At 60.8% G+C, this 20,781-nt stretch carries 23 protein-coding genes; 11 read left to right on the top strand and 12 right to left on the bottom strand.

From position 1 onward, the window contains the following. Nucleotides 1-66 precede the first annotated feature (66 nt). On the top strand, nt 67-966 hold the full coding sequence (locus HX869_RS07145; RefSeq protein WP_102605878.1) for a LysR family transcriptional regulator: 900 nt from the start codon (nt 67-69) through the stop codon (nt 964-966). Here HX869_RS07145 and HX869_RS07150 read toward each other — a convergent pair. Continuing rightward, nucleotides 963-1,763 (bottom strand): isocitrate lyase/phosphoenolpyruvate mutase family protein, encoded by an 801-nt coding sequence (locus HX869_RS07150; protein ID WP_008430819.1) that lies wholly within the window; start codon nt 1,761-1,763, stop codon nt 963-965. The genes HX869_RS07145 and HX869_RS07150 overlap by 4 nt on opposite strands. A 174-nt stretch (nt 1,764-1,937) precedes the next feature. On the opposite strand from HX869_RS07150, the gene HX869_RS07155 reads away from it, so the two are divergent. Together HX869_RS07155 and HX869_RS07160 are read left to right on the top strand one after the other, a co-directional pair. After that, on the top strand, nt 1,938-2,291 hold the full coding sequence (locus tag HX869_RS07155) for a DUF1428 domain-containing protein (protein WP_003215254.1): 354 nt from the start codon (nt 1,938-1,940) through the stop codon (nt 2,289-2,291). A 212-nt stretch (nt 2,292-2,503) separates the two neighbouring features. Beyond that, nucleotides 2,504-3,133 carry a lytic polysaccharide monooxygenase auxiliary activity family 9 protein gene (locus tag HX869_RS07160; RefSeq protein ID WP_134326714.1) on the top strand — a complete coding sequence of 210 codons (630 nt, stop codon included), beginning with the start codon at nt 2,504-2,506 and terminating at the stop codon, nt 3,131-3,133. Between the two features lie 133 nt (nt 3,134-3,266). On the opposite strand, the gene HX869_RS07165 is transcribed toward HX869_RS07160, so the two are convergent. The 5 genes from HX869_RS07165 to HX869_RS07185 all read right to left on the bottom strand — a co-directional run bounded on the left by HX869_RS07165 (nt 3,267) and on the right by HX869_RS07185 (nt 7,076). Beyond that, entirely contained in the window at nt 3,267-3,821 is a 555-nt protein-coding gene (locus HX869_RS07165; protein WP_008430812.1) for a UPF0149 family protein, read from the bottom strand. Between the two features lie 87 nt (nt 3,822-3,908). After that, the gene (locus tag HX869_RS07170) at nt 3,909-5,162 is read right to left on the bottom strand and encodes a chloride channel protein (RefSeq protein WP_178902925.1); all 1,254 of its coding nucleotides are present in this window, start codon (nt 5,160-5,162) and stop codon (nt 3,909-3,911) included. Nucleotides 5,163-5,276: 114 nt separating this feature from the next. Continuing rightward, a complete protein-coding gene (locus HX869_RS07175) occupies nt 5,277-5,960 on the bottom strand; it encodes an anti-sigma factor domain-containing protein (RefSeq protein WP_003215263.1) in 684 nt (227 codons plus the stop codon). After that, nucleotides 5,957-6,484 (bottom strand): sigma-70 family RNA polymerase sigma factor, encoded by a 528-nt coding sequence (locus HX869_RS07180; protein WP_087692699.1) that lies wholly within the window; start codon nt 6,482-6,484, stop codon nt 5,957-5,959. Before HX869_RS07180 ends, HX869_RS07175 begins: the two co-directional genes overlap by 4 nt. A gap of 70 nt (nt 6,485-6,554) precedes the next feature. Then, entirely contained in the window at nt 6,555-7,076 is a 522-nt protein-coding gene (locus tag HX869_RS07185) for a DUF3455 domain-containing protein (protein ID WP_003215266.1), read from the bottom strand. A 137-nt stretch (nt 7,077-7,213) separates the two neighbouring features. Between HX869_RS07185 and HX869_RS07190 the strand changes: the two genes are divergently transcribed. Together HX869_RS07190 and HX869_RS07195 are read left to right on the top strand one after the other, a co-directional pair. Beyond that, entirely contained in the window at nt 7,214-7,993 is a 780-nt protein-coding gene (locus tag HX869_RS07190; RefSeq protein ID WP_087692698.1) for a class I SAM-dependent methyltransferase, read from the top strand. An 82-nt stretch (nt 7,994-8,075) separates the two neighbouring features. Next, the gene (locus HX869_RS07195) at nt 8,076-8,861 is read left to right on the top strand and encodes a sulfite exporter TauE/SafE family protein (protein ID WP_008430805.1); all 786 of its coding nucleotides are present in this window, start codon (nt 8,076-8,078) and stop codon (nt 8,859-8,861) included. Here the strand turns inward: HX869_RS07195 and HX869_RS07200 are convergent. Continuing rightward, a complete protein-coding gene (locus HX869_RS07200; protein WP_178902926.1) occupies nt 8,858-10,093 on the bottom strand; it encodes an acyl-CoA dehydrogenase family protein in 1,236 nt (411 codons plus the stop codon). The genes HX869_RS07195 and HX869_RS07200 overlap by 4 nt on opposite strands. Before the next feature lie 263 nt (nt 10,094-10,356). On the opposite strand from HX869_RS07200, the gene sfnG reads away from it, so the two are divergent. Continuing rightward, nucleotides 10,357-11,448, top strand: a complete 1,092-nt coding sequence (gene sfnG / locus HX869_RS07205) for a dimethylsulfone monooxygenase SfnG (RefSeq protein WP_087692696.1) — start codon at nt 10,357-10,359, stop codon at nt 11,446-11,448. Here sfnG and HX869_RS07210 read toward each other — a convergent pair. Then, entirely contained in the window at nt 11,432-12,532 is a 1,101-nt protein-coding gene (locus HX869_RS07210) for a GNAT family N-acetyltransferase/peptidase C39 family protein (protein WP_003215276.1), read from the bottom strand. The two genes, sfnG and HX869_RS07210, sit on opposite strands and share 17 nt — an antisense overlap. A 94-nt stretch (nt 12,533-12,626) precedes the next feature. On the opposite strand from HX869_RS07210, the gene HX869_RS07215 reads away from it, so the two are divergent. After that, nucleotides 12,627-14,213, top strand: a complete 1,587-nt coding sequence (locus HX869_RS07215; RefSeq protein WP_003215278.1) for a RimK family protein — start codon at nt 12,627-12,629, stop codon at nt 14,211-14,213. A gap of 6 nt (nt 14,214-14,219) precedes the next feature. After that, nucleotides 14,220-15,161: a magnesium transporter CorA family protein gene (locus HX869_RS07220; protein WP_008430799.1), complete on the top strand. Its 942-nt coding sequence runs from the start codon at nt 14,220-14,222 to the stop codon at nt 15,159-15,161. Nucleotides 15,162-15,296: 135 nt separating this feature from the next. On the opposite strand, the gene map is transcribed toward HX869_RS07220, so the two are convergent. Then, the gene (gene map / locus HX869_RS07225) at nt 15,297-16,052 is read right to left on the bottom strand and encodes a type I methionyl aminopeptidase (protein ID WP_177042233.1); all 756 of its coding nucleotides are present in this window, start codon (nt 16,050-16,052) and stop codon (nt 15,297-15,299) included. Continuing rightward, nucleotides 16,049-16,252: a ParD-like family protein gene (locus HX869_RS07230; protein ID WP_003215288.1), complete on the bottom strand. Its 204-nt coding sequence runs from the start codon at nt 16,250-16,252 to the stop codon at nt 16,049-16,051. The genes map and HX869_RS07230 overlap by 4 nt, the downstream gene beginning before the upstream one ends. A 258-nt stretch (nt 16,253-16,510) precedes the next feature. On the opposite strand from HX869_RS07230, the gene ilvA reads away from it, so the two are divergent. Next, nucleotides 16,511-17,530 (top strand): threonine ammonia-lyase, biosynthetic, encoded by a 1,020-nt coding sequence (ilvA, locus tag HX869_RS07235; protein WP_177035604.1) that lies wholly within the window; start codon nt 16,511-16,513, stop codon nt 17,528-17,530. 505 nt (nt 17,531-18,035) lie between these two features. Then, nucleotides 18,036-18,311 (top strand): DUF1652 domain-containing protein, encoded by a 276-nt coding sequence (locus HX869_RS07240; protein ID WP_003215295.1) that lies wholly within the window; start codon nt 18,036-18,038, stop codon nt 18,309-18,311. On the opposite strand, the gene HX869_RS07245 is transcribed toward HX869_RS07240, so the two are convergent. Together HX869_RS07245 and HX869_RS07250 are read right to left on the bottom strand one after the other, a co-directional pair. Beyond that, nucleotides 18,308-18,706: a hypothetical protein gene (locus HX869_RS07245; RefSeq protein ID WP_102606111.1), complete on the bottom strand. Its 399-nt coding sequence runs from the start codon at nt 18,704-18,706 to the stop codon at nt 18,308-18,310. The genes HX869_RS07240 and HX869_RS07245 overlap by 4 nt on opposite strands. Before the next feature lie 155 nt (nt 18,707-18,861). Continuing rightward, nucleotides 18,862-19,122, bottom strand: coding sequence for a DUF2790 domain-containing protein (locus tag HX869_RS07250; protein WP_178902927.1), 261 nt, complete (start codon nt 19,120-19,122; stop codon nt 18,862-18,864). A gap of 330 nt (nt 19,123-19,452) precedes the next feature. Between HX869_RS07250 and HX869_RS07255 the strand changes: the two genes are divergently transcribed. After that, nucleotides 19,453-20,694: a hypothetical protein gene (locus HX869_RS07255; protein WP_178902928.1), complete on the top strand. Its 1,242-nt coding sequence runs from the start codon at nt 19,453-19,455 to the stop codon at nt 20,692-20,694. Nucleotides 20,695-20,781 lie beyond the last annotated feature (87 nt).

A 20,781-nucleotide genomic window follows, 5' to 3' on the forward strand; every position in this document is an offset into this window, starting at 1 on the left:
AATTAGCGGAAAAACAGGCTTTAGTTCTGTTTAGAATGGACTCCAGAGTCCTTAATGGGTGAGCGTATGGAAAGCCTGAATGCCATCGGCGTATTTGTTGCGGCGGCTGAAGCCCGCAGCTTTGTCGGCGCGGGCAGGGCGCTGGGCATTTCGGCGTCGGCGGTGAGCAAAAGCATTGCCCGGCTGGAGGCAAAGTTTGGTGTGCGGCTGTTCCATCGCAGCACCCGCAGCATCACCCTCACGGCCCAGGGCACGCAGTTTGTCGAGCGCTGCCGGCGGGTGTTGGCGGAGCTGGAAGTGGCGGGTGAAGAGCTGTCGCAAACCCTTGCCGCGCCACAGGGACCGCTGCGGGTTGGCCTGCCGATGATTGCCCGGCCGTTCCTGGCGATGCTCGGCGAGTTCCAGGCGTTGTACCCGCAGATCCAGCTGGACCTGGATTTCAACGACCGTCTGGCTGACGTGATCGCCGAAGGTTTCGATGCAGTGATCCGCAGCGGTGCGCCGAAGGATTCCGGGCTGTCGGCGCGTCCGCTGGGCACTTATCGAATGATGGTCGTTGGCTCCCCGGATTATCTGGCGCGGAACGGAACGCCGCGTTGCCCGGAAGACCTGCACGCACATCGCTGCATCCATTTCCGCTTTCCCGCCTCCGGCAAACTCCAGGCCTGGCAGATGCGCCGCGACGAGCGAGCGCTGGAGCTTGAGCTGCCGCGCTCGATGATCTGCAATTCGGTGGAAGGGCGCATGGAGCTGGCGGTGCAAGGCCAAGGCCTGACTTATGCGGCCGACTTCGTGGTGCGCGAGGCGCTGGCGGCCGGGCATCTGGTGGAGGTGCTTGGGGATTACACCTGGGAGGGTGGCCAGTTCAACCTGCTGTGGCCGTCGGGGCGGCAGGTGCCGCCCAAGCTGCGGGTGTTTATCGAATTTATTGTCGCCAATATGCCGTTGGTACGTGGGACGTCTTAACCCGGCATGCGGCCATTCAAGTCGCCGTAGGTGAACGACTTCAGCTCATGGGTATCGAGCTTCCCGGTTCGCAGGAAACCTTCGGCCAGGCTGTGCATGGCGCCATACAGGAATTCGGCGATGCTCGAGCCGGCCGTGAGGCGGCGTACGCCCAAGGCTTGCAGCGTCTCGGGCGCGGGCAGGCCGGCCCAGGCCAGCACGTTGACCGGCAAGTTGGTCGCCTGGCAGAGCTGCTGGATTTCGTGCTCCAGGTGGATGCCGGCGGCAAACAGCCCGTCGGCGCCTGCGCCCTGGTACAACGCGGCGCGCTTGAGGAGTTCTTCAAGGCGCTGTGGCTCCGGGGCCAATCCTTTCAAATACACGTCGCTGCGGGCATTGATAAACAGCTTCACGCCACAGCTGTCCGCCACACGACGGGCGACTTCGATCTTGCGGGCCAGCAGTTCAGGGGTGCCGGCACCGTCCTCGATATTGACGCCGATGGCGCCCGCGTCGATTACGGCCTTGATCACCCGGCCCACGTGCTCCGGGTCGTCGGAATAACCGGCCTCGATGTCCACGCTCAGCGGCACGTCAATCACCCGGGCGATGGATTGCACGGTGCTGACCAGCAGCGGCAGCGGCAGCTGATTGCCGTCCTTGTAGCCGTGGGTCCAGGCAACGGCCGCGCTGCTGGTGGCGACGGCCTGGCTGCCCAGTTGCGCCACCAGGCGCGCGCCGCCGGCATCGGCGACGTTGGGCAGGATAAACAGTTGAGCATGGTGCAGGGCGTGGAAGGCGGTAGCGTGGGCGGTCATGGCGGGTCAGTCCTTTGAGTGGGCTTTGTTGTTGAAGGCGCCTGTCATATCAAGAATCGGCCCGGCATCGCAATCGATAACACACCACTGGTCGACATTTCCCACGTTGATGTCGATTGAGCGCCTGATGGATCGACTACAGGCACAACAACCCGTCGAATCAGGAGAGTGATCATGTCTTACGTAGATGGCTGTGTCATCGCGGTGCCCACCGCAAACCGCGAACAATTCATCCAGCATGCCAAGGCCGCCGCCGTGGTGTTCAAGGACCATGGCGCGCTGAATATCATCGAGTGCTGGGGCGATGACGTGCCCCAGGGGCAGGTGACCTCGTTTCCCATGGCGGTCAAGCTCAAGGAGGATGAAACCGTGGTGTTTTCCTGGATCGTCTGGCCGTCGCGGCAGGTGCGTGACGCCGGGATGAGCAAGGTGATGGAAGACCCGCGCCTGAAGGCAGACGTCAATCCGATGCCGTTTGATGGGCAACGGATGATCTATGGCGGATTTGAGATGATCCTCAACACCTGAGGCCAGGCGTTCATGGACGGCGGCTGTAGTCCGATCGCCTGTCGCAGGGTAGGACCGACGATAACTCTGGTGCAAGACCAGTGCGAAAACTCTGCAAAACAAGGACTTGACGCGATTTGTCTGACAGAAACGTCGGGTAGACAACCCGGCGAGGTGGGCTAAGTTCAAGGCGCTTCCCATGAGGGGAAGTCTTCAATCAAGGAGTGACTGAAATGAACAAACCCCAGACTCAACTCAGGCATGGTCGCGTCGTGACGCCCGCCAGCCGTGGCTCGGTGGCGGTAGAGCGTGGCCTGCTGGAAAACTGGCAAGTCAACGAAATGGAAGGCGGCAAGAACTTCCCGGCCCTCAACGCCGGGCCGTTTCCGGCGCCTTATGAAACCGACGATCAAAGCGTCACGCCGCCCGCCGACGGGCACATCCTCAGCGGCGGCAAGACCGATGCCCGCGACTGCGTCAACTTCACCGACGAAGAAATGGCTAAAAAGCTCAACACTCCGTTTAACTGGCCGTTGTTGAATGTTGAAGCCGGCCAGGTGTTCAAGGTGCAGTGGGATTACACCGCCGCGCACGTGACCCGTGGCTATCGCTGGTTGATCACCCGGGACGGTTGGGACCCCAAGCAACGCATCAGCCGTGCTCAACTGGAGCCCAAGCCGTTCTTCGAGGACTTCTACACCCAGGTGCCGTACTACCAGCACTCGGCTGAACTGAAGGCCAAGGTTGAACATCAAGTGACATTGCCCAAGGGCAAGAAGGGCCGGCATGTGCTGGTGTTGATGTGGATCGTGGCCAACACCGGCAATGCGTTCTATCAGGCGTTTGACGTCGATTTCAACTAGCGGCAACTGAACCTGGAGGAACAACATAAATGTGGCGAGGGAGCTTGCTCCCGCTGGGCTGCGAAGCAGCCCTAAAAATCGGGGGCGCTTCGCACCCCAGCGGGAGCAAGCTCCCTCGCCACAGGTGTTGCGTTCAGCGCTGGGCCAACCAGTAGTCGTGCAACGCACGGGCGGCCGGTTCGATAGCGGCTACCCGTTGCTGATGGGCATTTACATCCAGGTCTGCCGGCAGTTCAAAGTTGTCCTGCTCGGCGCACCAGGAAATCTTCTCCAGTTGCCCGGCCTGTTCGGCAGGCAGCTCTGGCCAGTTGCCGATAGCGGCGCCACGGATATAACCAAAGCACCATTCTTCCGCCAGGGTCAGTGGCTGGTCCTGATGCTCGGTTTCCTCGAAACGTGCCTTGAAACCCTGGGCGTCGGTCGCCAGTTGCGTGGCAATGGCGTTCATATGGCGCACGCACAGTTCAAGGAACTGGCCAGCTTCTTCCGGGCTTTCCCAATCCGGGTTCTGCCCACCAAAGATACCGGGGAACCATTCGGCAACCTCCACCTGTGCGGGGCTTGAAACCAGGGCGGTGAAGTAACCGTCGAGCTCGGCCAGGTTCAGCACCGAATGGTCGTCGCCGTACTTGAGCAGGGTGTCGTCGATGAACTCGAAATCGGCGGGTGCGAGGGGTTGGTCGTGCATGGGCATATCCTTTGTGCGTGGAACGCCGCTGATGGGGCGGCTTAAAGCGCGGAGGATGGCGCGTGTCGGGGTTTTAATCCAGCTTCTTCAACGCTTTTCCCACAGGACGCACAGCTTGCTCATGCACATCGAACCTGCCACCGCGAGAATGATCGGCACCAGGAAGTCATGGTCGATGCGGGTGAATTCCGCCACCAGCACGATTGCCGTCAACGGCATGCTCATGCTCGATGCCAGGAACGCCGCCGCACCGATGATCGCGAAAGCCCCCAGCGGCACGCCGGGCCACAGCAGGCTCCAGGCGCCGCCGAGGATGATGGCGAGCAGGGCGCCGTTGGCCAGCGCTGGGGTCAGCAAACCGCCTTCGGCACCGGCGCGCAGGCTGCTCGCAGTGATCAGTACCTTGACCACCAGCAGCACCGCGGCAAGGCCGATGGTCAGCTCATTGTCAAAGCCCAGTTGCGCCGGGCCCTTGCCGTTGCCGAGGATCTGCGGCAAAAAAATCGCCAGGCCCCCGATGATCGTGAAGTTGATCAACGACAGTACCGGCAACCGCCAGCCACGGGCGGCGTTGCTGCGGGCCGCGCCGGTCAGCCGGTTGAATCCGTAGGCGGCCAGGCCAAACACCGGCCCGCAGGCCAGCGCCCAGGCGATCAAGCCAGGGCTGAGCACAAAGTGCGGCACCACGTATTGCGCCTCTTTGCCCAAGCCAATCCAGGCCACCGACGCGCCGATGGCCGAGGTGGCCAACGCAATCACTGCCGCCGGCCAACTGAACACACCCACCAACACTTCGAGCACAAACACCGCGCCGCCCAACGGCACGTTGTACACCGCCGCCAGCCCGGCGCCCGCACCGCAGGCGACGATCAGCCGGTGCATGTCCGGCGCCAGTCGCGCCCGCTGTGACAACCAGGTGGCGGCCAGCGCGCCGACTTCCCGTGGCGCCACTTCACGGCCCAATGGCGAGCCGAGGGCCACAGTGATGATTTGCAGCACGGCGTGGGCGAGGGTGGTCTTGGGCGGCATGATCGGTGCCTGGGCGGAGACCGCTTGCTTGATGCTCACCAGTGGCCGGCCATAGCGGTAGATCAACCACCAGCCCACACCGGCCACCAGGCCACAGGTGATCAGCACCAGCACCCGGCGTTCGGGCGCGGCGGCGGTGACGCCGAGCAAAAAGGTTTCATGGCTGATCAGGCTGTCGAGGCTGTAGCCGTAGGCCAGATGCTGGATGCCGTGCAGCAGCAAGGCGAGGAGCATGCCGCCCAGGCCGGCGCCGATGCCGGTGAAGATGACGACAAGTGCGAGAATCAGCAGCGAACGGGTTTTTGAGGGCATGAAGGGTCCAGGGAGCCGGGTTTCCGAGCCCGATTCTATAGCGCAATGGTGACGCCATAGCCCCGAGATGTAATGCACATGCGCGAACTGGCCTTCCACAACATTGCATTACGTTCAGATTACTTTAACGGCCCGGCCAATTGCCTGAATCGGACCTGTCGGCTTGCCGGTTTTCGACCCGCCGGGATTTTCCAGGGTCAGCTCAAACAGCTGGTTCGGCGCCAGTGGCGGGAGTTTGTCCAGGGGCACAGACAAGGTCTGCCCAGGCTTGACCAATCCCAGCGACACCGGGCCTTGCCAGTCTTCGCCCTTGGTCCAGAACTGCAGCGTCTTGTCTGCCGGTACTTCCATGATGCCCAGGGGAATCAGCTGGATTTCCTGGGTATTGCTCGCCTGGATTACCCAGCCCGGGGCCTGGTTTTGCGGGGCTACCAGCACCACCACATACGCGGTCGGGTTGATGGCGGCCGTACGGGTCAACAGCAGTGTCGCCAATACCAGGCTCGCCGCGATGCCGGCGCCGGCCAGTCCGCGCCACAACGCCAGCCTGTTCCACCATGAGACCGGCGAGTCCCGGGTGGCTGAATGCCCCAGGCTGCGCTCGATGCGTCGCCATAAATACACCGAAGGCGTTGCCGGGGCGGCCTGTTCAGTCAGTGGCAGCAGGCGCTGTTCCCAAGCGTCCACTGCCGCACGCAAGTCGGCATCGGTGGCCAGGCGCTGTTCCACCTCGGTGCGTTGCTCGGTGGGCAAGGTGCCCAGCACATATTCGCTGGCCAGTTCGTCGATGCTGTTCATGCCATGCACTCACGCAATGCCGCGAGGCTGCGTTTGATCCACGCTTTCACGGTACCCAGCGGGGTGCCGAGTTTGTGCGCGATTTCGCTGTGGGAATAACCGTCTACATACGCATGCAGGATGCAGTTGCGGCGGGCCGGGTCGAGTTGTTCGAGGCAGCTGTAGATCCGCGCCGAGTGCGCCTGATAGTCGAAGGTGTCAGCGCGCTCTGCGCTTTCATGCTCTTCGCTGAGGGGCACCTCGCGTCCATTGCTGCGCACGGCATTTAGCGCCAGGTGCCGGGTCACGCTGTATACCCAGCCGCGGGCCGAGCCTCTGTGCGGGTCAAAACTGGCCGCGCCGTTCCAGATCTTGATGAAGGCGTCATGCACGATATCTTCGGCCACCGCCTTGTCACGCACGATGCGCAACGCGACCCCCAGCAGCCGGCTGCTTTCCTGTTGATACAGCCGGCGCAAGGCCGGTTGTTCGCCACGGGCGCAGGCCAGCAGGCAGGCTTGATAGTCAAAATCGGCTTCAGGCAAAGACAGGTTTCCAGGTGGAGGCCCCGGCGGTGAGCCCGGGGCGCTTTGGCAGCAGCGTAGACGAATCTGGTCAGTTGGCCGCCCAGAAGATGTAGTCGGCCTGGTATTTGACCACTTCCTGCTTGCCCTTGTTGGCCGCCGTGCATTCCGTGCCTGGCGCCACGCCGCCCTTGAGGGCCACCCGCTGGATATACGCGACGCCACTCATCGCGCCCTTGCCTTCGGCGGGGTTGGCTTTGACCAGTTGATAAGGCAGGTTGCCAGGGCTGGACGGCGCCACGGCCAACTGGGTGCCGGTGACTTTCGAACCGTCCTTGGCCTGCCAGGTGGCCGGCGGGCCGAAGTAGCTACCGACCTGCTGGCCGCTGCGGTCATTGAGCACCGCCTTGGGCCCGACGAAAAACCATTCGGTCTGGCCGGCAGCATTGGCCTTGTCCCGGCATTCGTAGGTGATTTCGCCGACTCCGGTGGTTTCCATGGTCACCTTGTGGCCGTCCGGCACCTTGATGCTGTCGGGTAAACCGGTCTGGGCAAAGGCAGTCGGTGCAGCGGCGAACAGGCAGGTCACGCAGAACAGGGCTTTGGCGTTCATCGGTGTCTCTCCATAAGGGCAGCAAGGCGCTGCTACCTGTACTACCCACGGCACGCGCAAACGGATGCAGCGATTAGAAAATAAATCTTCAAGGGCGCACACTGTGGGCCCCCGCACTACCAGAGGAGAGATTGACGATGACCGGTGTTCACAAGTCTGCTCAACAGGGTTTCTCTACTCAGGCCGTCACGTACGCCCAAGGCCGGCCGGACTATCCACGGCAACTCACGGGTTGGCTCACCGACGCCCTGCAGATCAATCCCCACTCCACGGTCATCGACCTGGGCGCCGGCACCGGCAAGTTCACCCGCTTGCTCAGCACCGTGGCGCCGACGTTGATCGCAGTGGAGCCGGTGGAGGCAATGGGCGCGCAGTTGCACAAACTGCTGCCCCAGGTGCGCCTGCTGTCGGGCACCGCTGAAGCCATCCCCCTGGAGGCGGCCACCGCTGATGCCCTGGTGTGTGCCCAGGCGTTCCATTGGTTTTCCACGGAAGCGGCCCTGGCGGAAATTCACCGGGTGCTCAAGCCGGACGGTCGCCTTGGGTTGATCTGGAATGTGCGGGATGAGTCGGTGGACTGGGTCGCGGCCATCACCGAAATCATCACGCCCTACGAGGGCGACACACCGCGCTTTCATACCGGACGTTGGCGCGAGGCCTTTACCGGCGAGTATTTTTCCGCCCCCGAAATGACCTGCTTCCCCTACAGCCATGTCGGCAGCCCCCAGGAAGTGATCATGGACCGCTTCCTTTCCGTGAGCTTTATCGCCGCATTGCCACCGGCAGAAAAGGCGCAGGTGACTGAGCAGTTGCAGTCGCTGATCAACACGCATCCGGCCTTGCGCGGCCGTGAGACGGTTGCGTTTCCGTACCAGACCCAGGCTTACCGCAGCCAGCGGCTGACCAGAAAGGCATAAAGTCAGATCGTTTTGATATAAGTAGTTATAAGAAAAATCGCTATGCTGCGGCCAGAATTTTATAAGGCCGCAGGTAGTGGTAATGGATGTAGGTAATTTTGGTTTCTCGATTGCTGGCCTGATTGTTGGATTTATCGTGGGAATGACCGGTGTAGGCGGGGGCTCGTTGATGACGCCGATCCTGCTCTGGTTCGGCATCAACCCGGCCACCGCCGTGGGCACCGACCTGTTGTACGCCGCCATCACCAAGTCCGGCGGGGTGCTGGTCCACAGCAAGAATCGCAACATCGACTGGACCATCACCGGCTGGCTGACCCTGGGCAGCGTGCCCGCCGTGTTGCTGACCTTGTGGTTTCTCAAGAGCCTGGACACCGACCCCGCCGCCTTGAACGCGGTGATCAAGCAGTCTCTGGGCGTGGTCTTGCTGCTGACGGCCACGGCGATCCTGTTCAAGAACAAGCTGTTGGCCTTTGCCCAGCGGCATGCCGGCGACGACTACAAGATGGCGCCGCGCAACCTCAATGCGCTGACCATCATCACCGGCGCTGTCCTCGGCACCATGGTGGCCCTGACCTCCATCGGCGCCGGTGCCCTGGGCACGGTGGCGCTGTTTATCCTGTACCCGTTCCTGGCCACCAAGCGCCTGGTGGGTACCGAAATCGCCCACGCCGTGCCGCTGACCCTGGTCGCCGGCCTCGGCCACGCCAGCATGGGCAACATGGACTGGACCCTGCTGGGCTTCCTGTTGCTGGGCTCGCTGCCGGGGATTTATGTCGGCAGCCACATGGCCGGCAAGGTCCCGGACGGGATATTGCGTCCTTGCCTGGCGTTCATGCTGGTGATGATCGGCTTCAAGCTGGCGTTTTAACGCGCCGGCCCATTGCCGATCTGCCACACAAACGGCGGCTCGGTGCGGTTGATCACCCAGTCGCCGACAATCCGCGCCTTGTAGATCACCGGGTTGTGGGACGACACGGTGCGGGCGTTGCGCCAGTGCCGGTCGAGAGCTTTGCCCTGGCGCACATCCGAAGCCCCCAGTGCGTTGAACAGTTCAGTGGTGGCGCGCTGGATCAGTTCCGAGACTACCACCTGCGCCGTGGCTGATTCGATTTCGGCGGCCACATTGGCTTCGCGCTCCACGGCATCGTCCCCACCGAACCGCGCCACATAAGCCCGCTGCGCTGGAACTGCGGCTTTCAATGCGCTGGCTTCGGCCGCATATACCAGCGCTGCAACTTCACCCACCACCTGCTGAATCTGCGAGTCCTGGCTCACATGGGCGGCATTGCCATGGCTGTAGATTCGTTTGCGGCTGCGCACCTGATGCGCCACATCCTTGAGGGCCGCGCGGCCGATGCCGGCGAGGGTGGCGAGCAGCACCAACTGATAGAACGCAGTCTGATATTTGAAGCGCGTGGCAAAGTCGATGACGTTTTCCGCCTCCACCACCGCATCGGTAAAACGCGAGGTGCCGCTGCCGGTGGTACGTTGGCCAAAGCCGTCCCAGTCATCGCTTTGCGCCACGCCGGGCTGGCGGGTGCGGGTGGCGGCAATCACATCGCCGCCGGTGTCGCTGCGTTGGGCGTAGACGTCGATCCAGTCGGAAAACAGGCTGCCGGTGCTGTAGAACTTTTCACCGTTGAGTTTCCATTTGTCGCCGTCGGGGCTGACTTTAGTGACGACATCGCCGATGGCCACGCTGCCGATTTCGGTCCAGGCGCAGCCCACGATGTCACCGTCGACAAAGCGTTTGAACCAGAGGTCTCGCGCCGCGCCGGGTGCGGCATTCAGGCGGTCTTCGGCAAACGCGAAGTGCCCGCGCAGGGCCTGGGGCACGTTGGAGTCGGCTTCGGCCAGTTCGATCAGCAGTTCGAATAGCTGGGGCAGGGAGGCGCCGCCACCGCCGTATTCCACCGGGACGCGCACGGCGCCAAAGCCGGCTTGCTTGAGCCATTGGATCGGCTCGTAGGGCAGGGCGCGGGTTTGTTCGCGCTCTACGGCACCCTCGGCGATGCGCTGGAAAATCGGCCGGAAGCGTTCGGCCAGGGCGTGATAATCGACGCCGGTGGACAGTGGATTGATCACGTGATGTTCGGTCATGGGGACGGTTCCTGGGCAGTGAGATAGGTGAGCTATTGCACGGTCCATGCCGGGCGCGAAGGCACGTATTTACGGGACGGGTGCCGATTCAACTGTTGTTCCTGCAACAGCAAAACGACAAACCGCTGCAATCCATGACAGCTCGGAACAGGCTGCTTTTCGCCTGTTTCCGCGCTCGAAGGCCGGTAGTGCGGGCCTCTCACGCCCACTGGCACAGTTGCTGCTCCACACCTCGTACATGCCAATCCGCGAGGTACAGTCCAATGAGTCAGCAAGCCGTCAAATTTGCCTACTGGGTGCCCAACGTCAGCGGGGGGCTGGTGGTCAGCAAGATCGAACAGCGCACCCACTGGGGCATCGACTACAACCGCAAGCTGGCGCAGTTGGCTGAAGAAGCCGGCTTTGAATACGCCCTGACACAGATTCGTTTCACCGCCGGTTATGGCGCCGAATACCAGCATGAGTCGGTCGCGTTCAGCCACGCGTTGCTGGCGGCCACCACTAAGCTCAAGGTGATCGCGGCAATCCTGCCGGGCCCCTGGCAACCTGCGCTGGCGGCCAAGCAACTGGCAACCATCGACCAACTCACTAACGGCCGCGTTGCCGTCAATATCGTCAGCGGCTGGTTCAAGGGCGAGTTCCAGGCCATCGGCGAACACTGGCTGGAGCATGACGAGCGTTATCGCCGTTCCGAGGAATTCATTCGCGCCCTGAAAGGCATCTGGACCCAGGACAACTTCACCTTCCGGGGTGATTTCTACCGCTTCGACAACTACAGCCTCAAGCCCAAGCCACTGGGCGAGCCCCACCCGGAAATCTTCCAGGGTGGCAGTTCGCGGGCCGCGCGGGACATGGCGGCACGGGTGTCGGACTGGTACTTCACCAACGGCAATACCCCGGAAGGCATCAAGGCCCAGGTCGATGACATTCGCGCCAAGGCGGCGGCCAATAACCATTCGGTGAAAGTCGGTGTGAATGCGTTTGTGATCGCTCGCGACACCGAGGAAGAAGCCCGCGCCGTGCTCGCGCAAATCATCGAACAGGCCGACCCGGAAGCCGTCAACGCGTTTGGCGATGCGGCGAAACAGGCGGGCAAGGCGTCACCGGAAGGTGAGGGCAACTGGGCCAAGTCGACCTTCGAGGATCTGGTGCAATACAACGACGGCTTCAAGACCAACCTGATCGGCACCCCGCAGCAGATTGCCGAGCGCATCGTCGCCTTGAAGGCGGTCGGCGTGGACCTGGTACTGGCCGGCTTCCTGCACTTTCAGGAAGAAGTGGAATACTTCGGCAAGCGTGTATTACCGCTGGTGCGCGAACTGGAAGCCAAGGCCGGGATCAAGCAAGTCGCCTGAACACCACCACCGCTGCCCGCAATTTGTTATTGCCGAACCGGCACATTCGCTCGAACTCCCCATGGCTGACCGGCAGATGCTGGCAGTCCATGGGCTGGCGGTGCTGGCTGTGATCCACGTCCGGGTCGTGCAGGTACACGAAGTCTTCGTCGCAGTCGGTGACGATTACCCAGTGGGGCGACTTGGAGCGGGTCAGGCGGTAGCTGCTGATCAACACCAGCGGCTGGCCGCCTTCGCGCAGCACCTGGGGTAAATCCAGCGGGCCGCCGAGCACTTGCTCAACGTCGCTCAAGGCCAACTCTTCCTCGAAGGCGTCATGCACCAAACGCATGACGTCTTTTTTATGCTGATCACGCACCCCGTCGAGAAACAACGGCCCGCTGACATTGACCTGCATGCGCACCCGAAAGCCCCGGCGCCAGGCGGCCAGCGCCAAACCCTGGGGGCTGCAGCCGCCATGTCCGGCGGTCATGAACACGGTGGTTGCCTCGCGCCAGATCTGCAGTTCCTCCCGGCGCTGGGCCACCCGCGCAGGTTCCAGGGCACCCATGGCCATCAGCAGGCTGGCGGCGCCGCAGGTGAAGTCGGTGGTTTGCTGGTAATAGGGCACGCTCAAGGCGCGCGCGTCCTGGTGCTGGAGGATGCGTTTCTCCAGGCGCAGGGCAGGGGCGTGGTCTTCGTAGTAGTCGTTGACCAGGGCAAAGCGCCGGTAGCCGTTGCGCTCATACAGGGCGATGGCGCCGGGGTTGTCGGTACGCACTTCCAGGCGCAGGTAGGCGCAGTCATGCTCCACCGCACAGGCTTCGATGCGCGTCAGCAGTTGTTTGCCCAGGCCCAGGCCCCGGGAAGACTCGGCGATGGCGATGGAGTACAGGCGCGCCAGCGAGGTGCCACGATGGAACAACACCAGGGCGTAGCCCAGCAATTCGCCGTGTTTTTCTGCCACCAGCAGTTGCCCGTGGGCGCGACTGACCATCCACTGGAAGCTGCGGGTGGAGAGCCGGTCCGTGGTGAAACAGTGCTGTTCCAATGCCACCAATGCAGGCACGTCATCGGGTGTTGCAACGCGAAAGGAAAGAGCCATGTGACCGCCGTAAAAGTTGCGTAACGAAACGGGACTTCTCTAAAAGATCGTGCTTAATAGAAAAGGTCTAGTTCTCTAAAGCGGATCAATCAATATGTCAGCGGTACAAGGTCATTGGCGTGAAGTATCCGAGCAAACAGTGGCGGCGACAATAACTTCCAACGGTTATTTTTCCAGCCCTCCCAAGAGTGCAAGTCAAGTCGTGATCATTGTCGAGCGCAAGGAAGACTGGGCCTCGTACTTCCCCAGCGAAGACATCGTCACCGCCCAGGAATACCTTGAGCAAACCCGGGAAAACGAGACGGGCAAGCGCGTGCAGGTGATCAACCTGTGCCGCAGCTACAAGTACCTGGGGCACGGCTATTACTGCTCGCTGCTGGCCGAGGCGCGGGGGCACAAGGTGATTCCGTCGGTGCGCACCATCAGCGAACTGACGAAAAAGTCCCTGTACGGCCTGGCCCTGGATGACCTCGATAAAACCCTCGATAAAGCCTTGAGTCATCATCTCTACAGCAACACTGAAGGCTTTACCCTGACACTTTACTTTGGCCGGACCAATATTGAACCCTTGCAGGATCTGGCCCGCCAATTGTTTGAAGCGTTTCCCTGCCCGATCCTGTTAGTTGAGTTTCGCAAGAATAACGGCTGGCACATCGAAGGCATCAAGTCTGGCGTATTGCACAAGTTGCGTGATGACCAGGAAGACCAATTCGCGAATGCCCTGGACAACTTCAGCCGCAAGATCTGGCGTCAACCGCGCTCCCGCCGTCTGGCCCGCTATGACCTGGCGATCCTGCACGACCCGCAGGAACAACTGCCGCCGTCCAACGCCCGCGCCCTGGAAAATTTCGTCCGGGTCGGCAAGGGGCTCGGCATCGACGTGGAACTGATCGAACGAAAGGACTACGCCCGCCTGGCCGAATACGACGCCCTGCTGATCCGCGAGACCACCAGTGTCGACAACCACACCTATCGCTTCGCGAAAAAGGCCGAAAGCGAAGGGCTGGTGGTGATGGACGACCCGGCCTCGATCCTGCGCTGTACCAACAAGGTCTACCTCACGGACCTGCTGAAAAGCCATCAACTGGGCATGCCCGCCACCGAAATTCTCTACAAGGAGCGACCCGAAGATTTCGAAAGGGTGGGTGAGCGCCTCGGCTTCCCGCTGGTGCTGAAGATCCCCGACGGGTGTTTCTCCCGCGGCGTGATCAAGGTCGAAAGCCAGCAAGCGCTGCTGACCGCCACCGCCGAACTGTTCGAGCATTCCGTGTTGCTGCTGGCCCAGGAATTTTTCTACACCGAGTACGACTGGCGCATCGGCGTCCTCAACCGCAAACCGATCTTTGCCTGCCAGTACTTCATGTCCAAGGGGCATTGGCAGATCTACAACCACAAGGCCATCGGCCAGGACATCAACGGCGAGTGCCGCACCCTGGCGGTTCACGAAGCCCCCAAGGCGGTGGTGGAACTGGCGGTAAAAACCGCCAACCTGATCGGCGACGGCCTGTACGGCGTCGACCTCAAGCAATCCGGCGACAAGGTGGTGGTGATCGAGGTCAACGACAACCCCAACATGGACGCCGGCATCGAAGATGCCTACCTGCAAGACGACTTGTATTCCCTGGTCCTGGAAGAGTTCGTGCGACGCCTGGAGTTGAAGCGTCAAGGCCAGGTGTGGTGACGCGCGATGATCCAGCGCTTTGAATTAACCGATGGCAAGTTGTACAACAGCCTGGGGGACGGCGGGGATGTCTTGCTGTTCAGCAATCCTGACCCCCACGAGCGCAAGTACCTGCGCGACTGCTACAAGCTCGATGAACACGCCCTGGCTTCGGCGCTGGACCCGGACGAAGTGTCGCGCATCGAGTTCCACCCCGATAACCTGTTCCTGATCTGGAAGCGCCCGGAGAACTATTCCGGCGGCGGCAACCTGGTGTTTGAAGTGTCGTCCTGCGGCCTGTTGTTTTCCGGGGACCAACTCCTGGTGATCGCCACCGACGACAGCCAGCTTTCCGGGCTGGGGGCGCGCCGGCCATTGCGCACGCCGCTGGATGTGTTGCTGGACTTGCTGCTCAACAACATCCATCACTACCTGGGCCACCTCAAGGTGATCAAGATGGTCGCCCGGGAACTGCAGCAGCAGTTCAATGCATCGATGAGCAATCGCCACCTGATGCAGATGTTCAACCTCAGCGAAAGCCTGATCTATTACATCAACGCCCTGCACAGCAACGGCGCGGTGCTGACGCGCCTGCGCAACCATGGGGAAAAGGAACATTTCAGCGCTGAAACACTGGGCCTGATCGATGACCTGATTATCGAGAACAACCAGTGCTACAAGCAGGCGGAGATTTACTCCAACGTGTTCTCCGGGCTGATCGACGCCCGGGGCAACCTGATGAACAACAGCATGAACAACCTGCTGCGCAAGCTGACGCTGATCAACGTGGTGTTCCTGCCGTTGAACCTGATCGCCAGCGTGGGCGGGATGTCGGAATTCAGCATGATGACGGCGGGCACGCCGTGGTGGATTTCGTACCCGTTGTTCATGGCCGCGATGGGACTCGGGGCGGGGTTGATGGTGCTGGGGTTGAAGCGGATTGCGGGGAGTGGTGACAAGGCAGTATGACTAAAATCCTGAATATCACTGAGGTCTAAATGTGGGAGCGGGCTTGCTCGCGAAAGCGGTGGATCAGTCACTGTAGATGGCGACTGTCACACCGCTTTCGCGAGCAAGCCCGCTCCCACAGGGGATGTGCGCCATTCAGACGTCCGGCTGCAACGTCAACACCTCAAACCCATCCCGCGTCACCGCCACGGTATGTTCCCACTGCGCCGACAAGCTGTTGTCCCGCGTCACCACCGTCCAGCCATCCTTCAAGCTGCGCACCTTGGCGCTGCCCTGGTTGAGCATCGGCTCAATGGTAAACACCATGCCTTCACGCAGTTCGAGCCCGGTACCGGGGCGGCCGAAGTGCAGGATCTGCGGGTCCTCGTGCATCTCGCGGCCAATGCCATGCCCGCAATATTCACGCACCACGCTGTAGCCGTTGCTCTGGGCATGGTTCTGGATGGCGTAGCCGATATCCCCCAGGCGTGCGCCGGGCTTGACCTGGCGGATGCCGGCCCACATCGCTTCAAAGGTCATTTCCACCAGGCGCCGGGCCTTGGGCGAGACATTGCCGATCATGTACATCTTGCTGGAGTCGGCGATATAGCCGCCTTTCTCCAGGGTGATGTCGATGTTGACGATGTCGCCGTCCTTGAGCACGGCCTTGGCGCTGGGCATGCCATGGCACACCACCTCGTTGATCGAGGTATTGATGCAGAAGGGGTAGTCGTACTGGCCCAGGCTCGCCGGTCGCGATTGCAGGTCATTGCGGATGAAGGCTTCCACCGCGCTGTCGATCTCCAGGGTCGACTGGCCGGCGGCGACAAAACCATCGAGCATGGTAAACACCTGGGCCAACAGGCGGCCGGATTCGCGCATCACGGCAAGTTGTTCGGTGGTCTTGATCATTCGCTGCGCCCCCGGATCAGGTCGGGCTTGTCCAGCAACAGTTTGTTGATCAGGTCGTTATAGGCCAGGTGTGGATTGAGTTCGGCGAGCAGGCCGATCTTGATCCAGAACTCGGCCTGGGCGTTGATGGAACGGTCCATGGTGGCGCTGGCCAGACGGAGTTGTTCGTGCAATTGGTCGGTGATCTTGACGATGCCCATGAGCTTCACTGTGCAGAGTTGATATACAAAGCGTATACGTTTCGTATGCTCTACGTAAAGCCTGGCGTTTCGCCATTGACTTGCCCGGTGGCGCCGGTTAATTTTGATTCATGACATTTCAAACCTTTCGTTGCCAGCCAAGCATTATTACCGCCATTCCTCATTTGGCGGGATAGCGCTCGGCTGTACCCAAACCCGCCCTAGAGGCGGGTTTTGTTTTTCCGTCTCCAGGGCCCTGCAAACACCCAGGAGACATCCATGAGTACCCGCCCCGCGAGCCAGCCCCAGGATTCGGGATTGCTTGAGCACTATGTGAAGAAGATCCTGGCCGCCCCGGTCTACGACCTGGCGGTGCGTACGCCGTTGCAGGTGGCGCCGGCGCTGTCGGCATTGCTGGGCAATCAGATCCTGCTCAAGCGCGAAGACCTGCAACCGACCTTTTCCTTCAAGATTCGTGGCGCCTACAACAAACTGATGCAGCTCAGTGCCGAGCAAAAGGCGCGGGGCGTGATCACTGCTTCTGCGGGTAATCATGCCCAGGGCGTGGCATTGGCGGCGCGGGAGTTGGGGATCAAGGCGACGATTGTCATGCCGTGCAGCACCCCGGAGTTGAAAGTGTTGGGCGTGCGCTCCCGAGGCGGCGAGGCGGTGTTGCATGGGGCCAGCTTTCCGTTTGCCCTGGCCCACGCGTTGCAACTGGCCGAGGCCACCGGCAGCACCTTTGTCTCGCCATTCGACGACCCGGACGTGATTGCCGGGCAGGGCACCGTGGGCATGGAAGTGCTGCGCCAACAGCAGGGCCCGCTGGACGCGATCTTTGTCCCCGTGGGCGGCGGCGGATTGATCGCCGGTATCGCGGCCTACGTCAAATACCTGCGCCCCGAAGTGCGCATCGTCGGCGTCGAGCCCGAAGGCTCCAGTTGCCTGCTGGCAGCCTTGCGCGCGGGGAGCCGGGTGGTGCTGCCAAGTGTCGACAGCTTCGCCGACGGGACTGCCGTGGCCCAGATAGGCGCCCATGGTTTTGAAATCTGCCGACACCACGTGGATGAGGTGATCACCGTCAGCAATGACGAACTGTGCAGCGCCATCAAGCTGATCTACGACGATACGCGATCAATTACCGAACCTTCGGGGGCGCTGGCGGTGGCGGGTATCCGCAAGCATGTCGCGAAGACCGGGATCCAGGGACAAACATGGGTGGCGATCAACTCGGGGGCCAATATTAACTTTGATAGTTTGCGACATGTTGCCGAACGAGTGGCGGCTCAAGCAGATTAAACGTTTAATCTAATGAAAATTTAATGTTAGTCGCAGCCACCCGTTTGGAGGGTGTTTATTTCCGCTGGAAATAGTTTCGGGAAGGCGCTTGTTTTTACAGTCTTTCAATTTGCATGACGCCAACCGGTGCTTATTGCAGGATGCATGAGTCGGTGGCCAGTATTTCGTTCGAATATGCCGATTTTCCTGGGCCTTGGCAGTCCATGCCCGACGGCATGTTTAATGCTTCATAAGATCCTGTTACAACTCTGAATGAGCAACAAATACCGCTGCTGATCCCCCAAACGAACGGGTTAATGGCGGTCTGCCACGTAACTTATATAAGTAACGTTGTCGCTTATGAGGAAAGGATCCAACGCAACTCTGAACGGCCTAGTAGGCTGGGTACGTGAAGCCGTCTGCCAGGGCTGGCAAGGCGCAAAAAGGTGAACGTCTCATCACGGTCGCCAGCAATAAGAATATTGATAACAATCGATTGGCAATCTCATAAAAGGAGAGGTCGGCCATGCTTTCGGATCTGGAACTACGCGGCATCATTGAAGGAAGTTTTCTGCCCAAGCGCTGTGAAGTCACCAAGGCGTCGGACGCCTCGCTGACGGTCAAGGTCTATCACGAGATCGATCATGACCGGGTCGACCTGGTGGTCACCGGCATTTGCGCCAACAAGCTCGACAGCAGTCGGGCGATCTGCAACTTGATTACCGAGTTGCGTGAAGACCTCAAGCATACCCACACCCAGGCCCCGGCCCTCAAACGAGCCGGCGCGCGTCCTTTCTATTAAACGGACGGTTGAGCTTCAGTCAGTGAAGACTTGCGGGCCTGGATAAATGCCAGGCCCAACGCCGTTTCCGTGATCACCGCCAGCAAAATCCCCGGGCCCGCATGGCCGCTGATCCATTCGCTGATCCCCAACATCGCCAGCACAAAACAGCCGATCGCAAAGCCGGAGGTCATGGCATGCCGTGTCGCATCAGGTGGGGAATGGCGGGCGCGGTAAAACATGATGCCAATGGCCAGGAACAGCGCGGCGTTGCGTCGGGCGACCAGGCCGGTGGCGCTGGAGTATTCAACACTCCACACCCACAGGAGCAGGTCCGGGCGCAAACCCCAGATCAGCGCGAGGGCAAAGCACAGCAGGGCAGTGAAGGTAGCGAGGGGACGGAAGTGCACTTGCATGGCGAATCCTTTCAGCCGTAACGAGCGCTCAAGGATACCCCTGTAGGAGCGCGCTTGCTCGCGAAGAACGCAAGGCCATCGCTTACATTCAGGATGCCCGCGTTTCGCTGGGGTCTTTCGCGAGCAAGCTCGCTCCTACAAAAAAAACGATCGGTTCAATTCTGGAAATCACAGGCTTCCGACAGTTTGTGATAGCCCACGTCCTGGACTTTCCCTTGACTGTCCACGAACTTGATATCGGCCTTGATCACCTTGCATTCATTGGTATCGGTTTCATGCATGGCAAGCACCTTCTGCACATCCATCTTCTCGCCGTAGTGATAAGGCGTGACGACGGGTGCGGTGTCAGCCTGCGCCATCCCCGCTACAGCCGTCAGGGCCAGTGCAGCACCGAGCATTAACGTACGCAGTTTCATGGTGTTTCTCCGCAAGTCGTTCGCAGGCTCAACAACGTGATGAGCCGCGGCCGCCCTGGGCAACGGCTGGAGCCGTGCGAGTGCGGTCGAATCAACTGTCTTCCCGGGGGATTAACCATCGATTAAGTGAGGCTTTACTGACAAAAGCTTCATCTTCATGGGGGCGTGGGCTGCGTGAGGGAAGCATCTATTACGCCTTTTTTTATCACCTCACAACCTGTCAACTCTGACAGTTGTCTGTCCTGGGAACTGTGCCATAACTAGGTTGCCCCGGCGCTTGAAACGTCTCACTCGCCGGCCATCAAACTGGCCTCCAAGGAAAGAATAGCCATGAACAATTTGATCAACCGCACGCTGGTTCTCGCGATGGCGGGTGCAACTGCCTATACGGGCGCTGTCAGCGCAGCAACATTCGTCGGTGAAGGCACGGCTGCCGGGAAGCAATGTGTTTCCTTGGCGGTCAACAACTCGGGCGTTGTGGTGGGTACCTGCACCCCGGGCACTACTTCGGGGCCATCCGTGGCGTGGGTCGCGTCCACGGCTGGTACTGAAGTTCCGCTACCGCCATTGTTCAGTGGCCAAGGCTGCACCGCCGTGGCTATAGACAATAACGGACAAATAGCGGGCTCATGCAAAATGGAAGACAACCGAGCCACCGCCGTCATCTGGAACAGCGCTACGCCGGGCGCTGCGCCAGTGGCGTTGCAAGCCGTCTCGGTATTGGGCACTGGATTACTGCCTGAGGCGCGCACTGTCATTAGTGCCTTCAACCAGAGCGATGTATTGGCCGGGGCGAGCTTAAGCGGTACCGGTGACGCAACGGCAGTGCTGTGGTTTTCCGGGAGTACAGCCCCGCTTCAAGTGTCCGCCCTGCACGACAACTGCTTTCCCGCCGACATCAACAACACGCCTATAAACGGTGTGCCCACCGTTGCGCTCGACTGCCCGAATCCTGCGTCTGGCAACACCGTCGCCAAAGTCGTGCAGAAAACCGGGCTACTGGGCACCCTGGTCACGACGCCCTTGACCACACCGGCCGGTAGCACGGGCTGCAGCGTAAGCAGCGTAAACAATGCAGTGCAGTTGCTGGGCACTTGCCACTTCTCGGCGCCGGATGTGCCCCAAGCCGTCTACTGGCCGAATCCAAGCGCCACGCCGGTTCAGTTGAGCAGCATCAGCGGTGTATCGGGGGCACCTCGAATCACCGGTTTGCGGTTGAACAATAACGGGCATGCCGTTGTGTCGTACCAGGACAGCAATGGCCATCATCTGTTGGCCTTCTGGACGCCTTCGTCGGGCAGCACTCAGTTGATCCCGCCGTTGGCAGGCGGCACACATATAGGCTTCGTGGATTTGAGTGATAACGACGTCGTGGCACTGACCAGCGAAAATGCCGGCGAGCATCACCAGGCCGCCACCTGGACTTCTGCGACGGGAACCGTGGCCATTCCACAGTTCGGCGGCGGTCAGGAAAGCGGTCTGACGGCGATATCCCCGAACGGCACTTATGTGGCAGGCGGTGCTGAAGACAGCACGGGCACCGACGATGCAGTCGTTGCAACGCTGCCATAGAAAAAGGCTCACCGGTTTATCGGACAAGTCTGATACAGCCAAGTTAATCGCTTTTGCTACCGTCGCCGCCAGGCCCATCAATCGGAT

The organism is Pseudomonas sp. P7779 (assembly GCF_013386315.1).
Lineage (GTDB): Bacteria > Pseudomonadota > Gammaproteobacteria > Pseudomonadales > Pseudomonadaceae > Aquipseudomonas.

Bases quoted from the DNA above. Each gene is read 5' to 3' on its own strand.
- HX869_RS07145 (WP_102605878.1), top strand. From the start codon at position 67: ATGGAAAGCCTGAATGCCATCGGCGTATTTGTTGCGGCGGCTGAAGCC.
- HX869_RS07150 (WP_008430819.1), bottom strand. From the start codon at position 1,763: ATGACCGCCCACGCTACCGCCTTCCACGCCCTGCACCATGCTCAACTG.
- HX869_RS07155 (WP_003215254.1), top strand. From the start codon at position 1,938: ATGTCTTACGTAGATGGCTGTGTCATCGCGGTGCCCACCGCAAACCGC.
- HX869_RS07160 (WP_134326714.1), top strand. From the start codon at position 2,504: ATGAACAAACCCCAGACTCAACTCAGGCATGGTCGCGTCGTGACGCCC.
- HX869_RS07165 (WP_008430812.1), bottom strand. From the start codon at position 3,821: ATGCACGACCAACCCCTCGCACCCGCCGATTTCGAGTTCATCGACGAC.
- HX869_RS07170 (WP_178902925.1), bottom strand. From the start codon at position 5,162: ATGCCCTCAAAAACCCGTTCGCTGCTGATTCTCGCACTTGTCGTCATC.
- HX869_RS07175 (WP_003215263.1), bottom strand. From the start codon at position 5,960: ATGAACAGCATCGACGAACTGGCCAGCGAATATGTGCTGGGCACCTTG.
- HX869_RS07185 (WP_003215266.1), bottom strand. From the start codon at position 7,076: ATGAACGCCAAAGCCCTGTTCTGCGTGACCTGCCTGTTCGCCGCTGCA.
- HX869_RS07190 (WP_087692698.1), top strand. From the start codon at position 7,214: ATGACCGGTGTTCACAAGTCTGCTCAACAGGGTTTCTCTACTCAGGCC.
- HX869_RS07195 (WP_008430805.1), top strand. From the start codon at position 8,076: ATGGATGTAGGTAATTTTGGTTTCTCGATTGCTGGCCTGATTGTTGGA.
- HX869_RS07200 (WP_178902926.1), bottom strand. From the start codon at position 10,093: ATGACCGAACATCACGTGATCAATCCACTGTCCACCGGCGTCGATTAT.
- sfnG (WP_087692696.1), top strand. From the start codon at position 10,357: ATGAGTCAGCAAGCCGTCAAATTTGCCTACTGGGTGCCCAACGTCAGC.
- HX869_RS07210 (WP_003215276.1), bottom strand. From the start codon at position 12,532: ATGGCTCTTTCCTTTCGCGTTGCAACACCCGATGACGTGCCTGCATTG.
- HX869_RS07215 (WP_003215278.1), top strand. From the start codon at position 12,627: ATGTCAGCGGTACAAGGTCATTGGCGTGAAGTATCCGAGCAAACAGTG.
- HX869_RS07220 (WP_008430799.1), top strand. From the start codon at position 14,220: ATGATCCAGCGCTTTGAATTAACCGATGGCAAGTTGTACAACAGCCTG.
- map (WP_177042233.1), bottom strand. From the start codon at position 16,052: ATGATCAAGACCACCGAACAACTTGCCGTGATGCGCGAATCCGGCCGC.
- HX869_RS07230 (WP_003215288.1), bottom strand. From the start codon at position 16,252: ATGGGCATCGTCAAGATCACCGACCAATTGCACGAACAACTCCGTCTG.
- ilvA (WP_177035604.1), top strand. From the start codon at position 16,511: ATGAGTACCCGCCCCGCGAGCCAGCCCCAGGATTCGGGATTGCTTGAG.
- HX869_RS07240 (WP_003215295.1), top strand. From the start codon at position 18,036: ATGCTTTCGGATCTGGAACTACGCGGCATCATTGAAGGAAGTTTTCTG.
- HX869_RS07245 (WP_102606111.1), bottom strand. From the start codon at position 18,706: ATGCAAGTGCACTTCCGTCCCCTCGCTACCTTCACTGCCCTGCTGTGC.
- HX869_RS07250 (WP_178902927.1), bottom strand. From the start codon at position 19,122: ATGAAACTGCGTACGTTAATGCTCGGTGCTGCACTGGCCCTGACGGCT.
- HX869_RS07255 (WP_178902928.1), top strand. From the start codon at position 19,453: ATGAACAATTTGATCAACCGCACGCTGGTTCTCGCGATGGCGGGTGCA.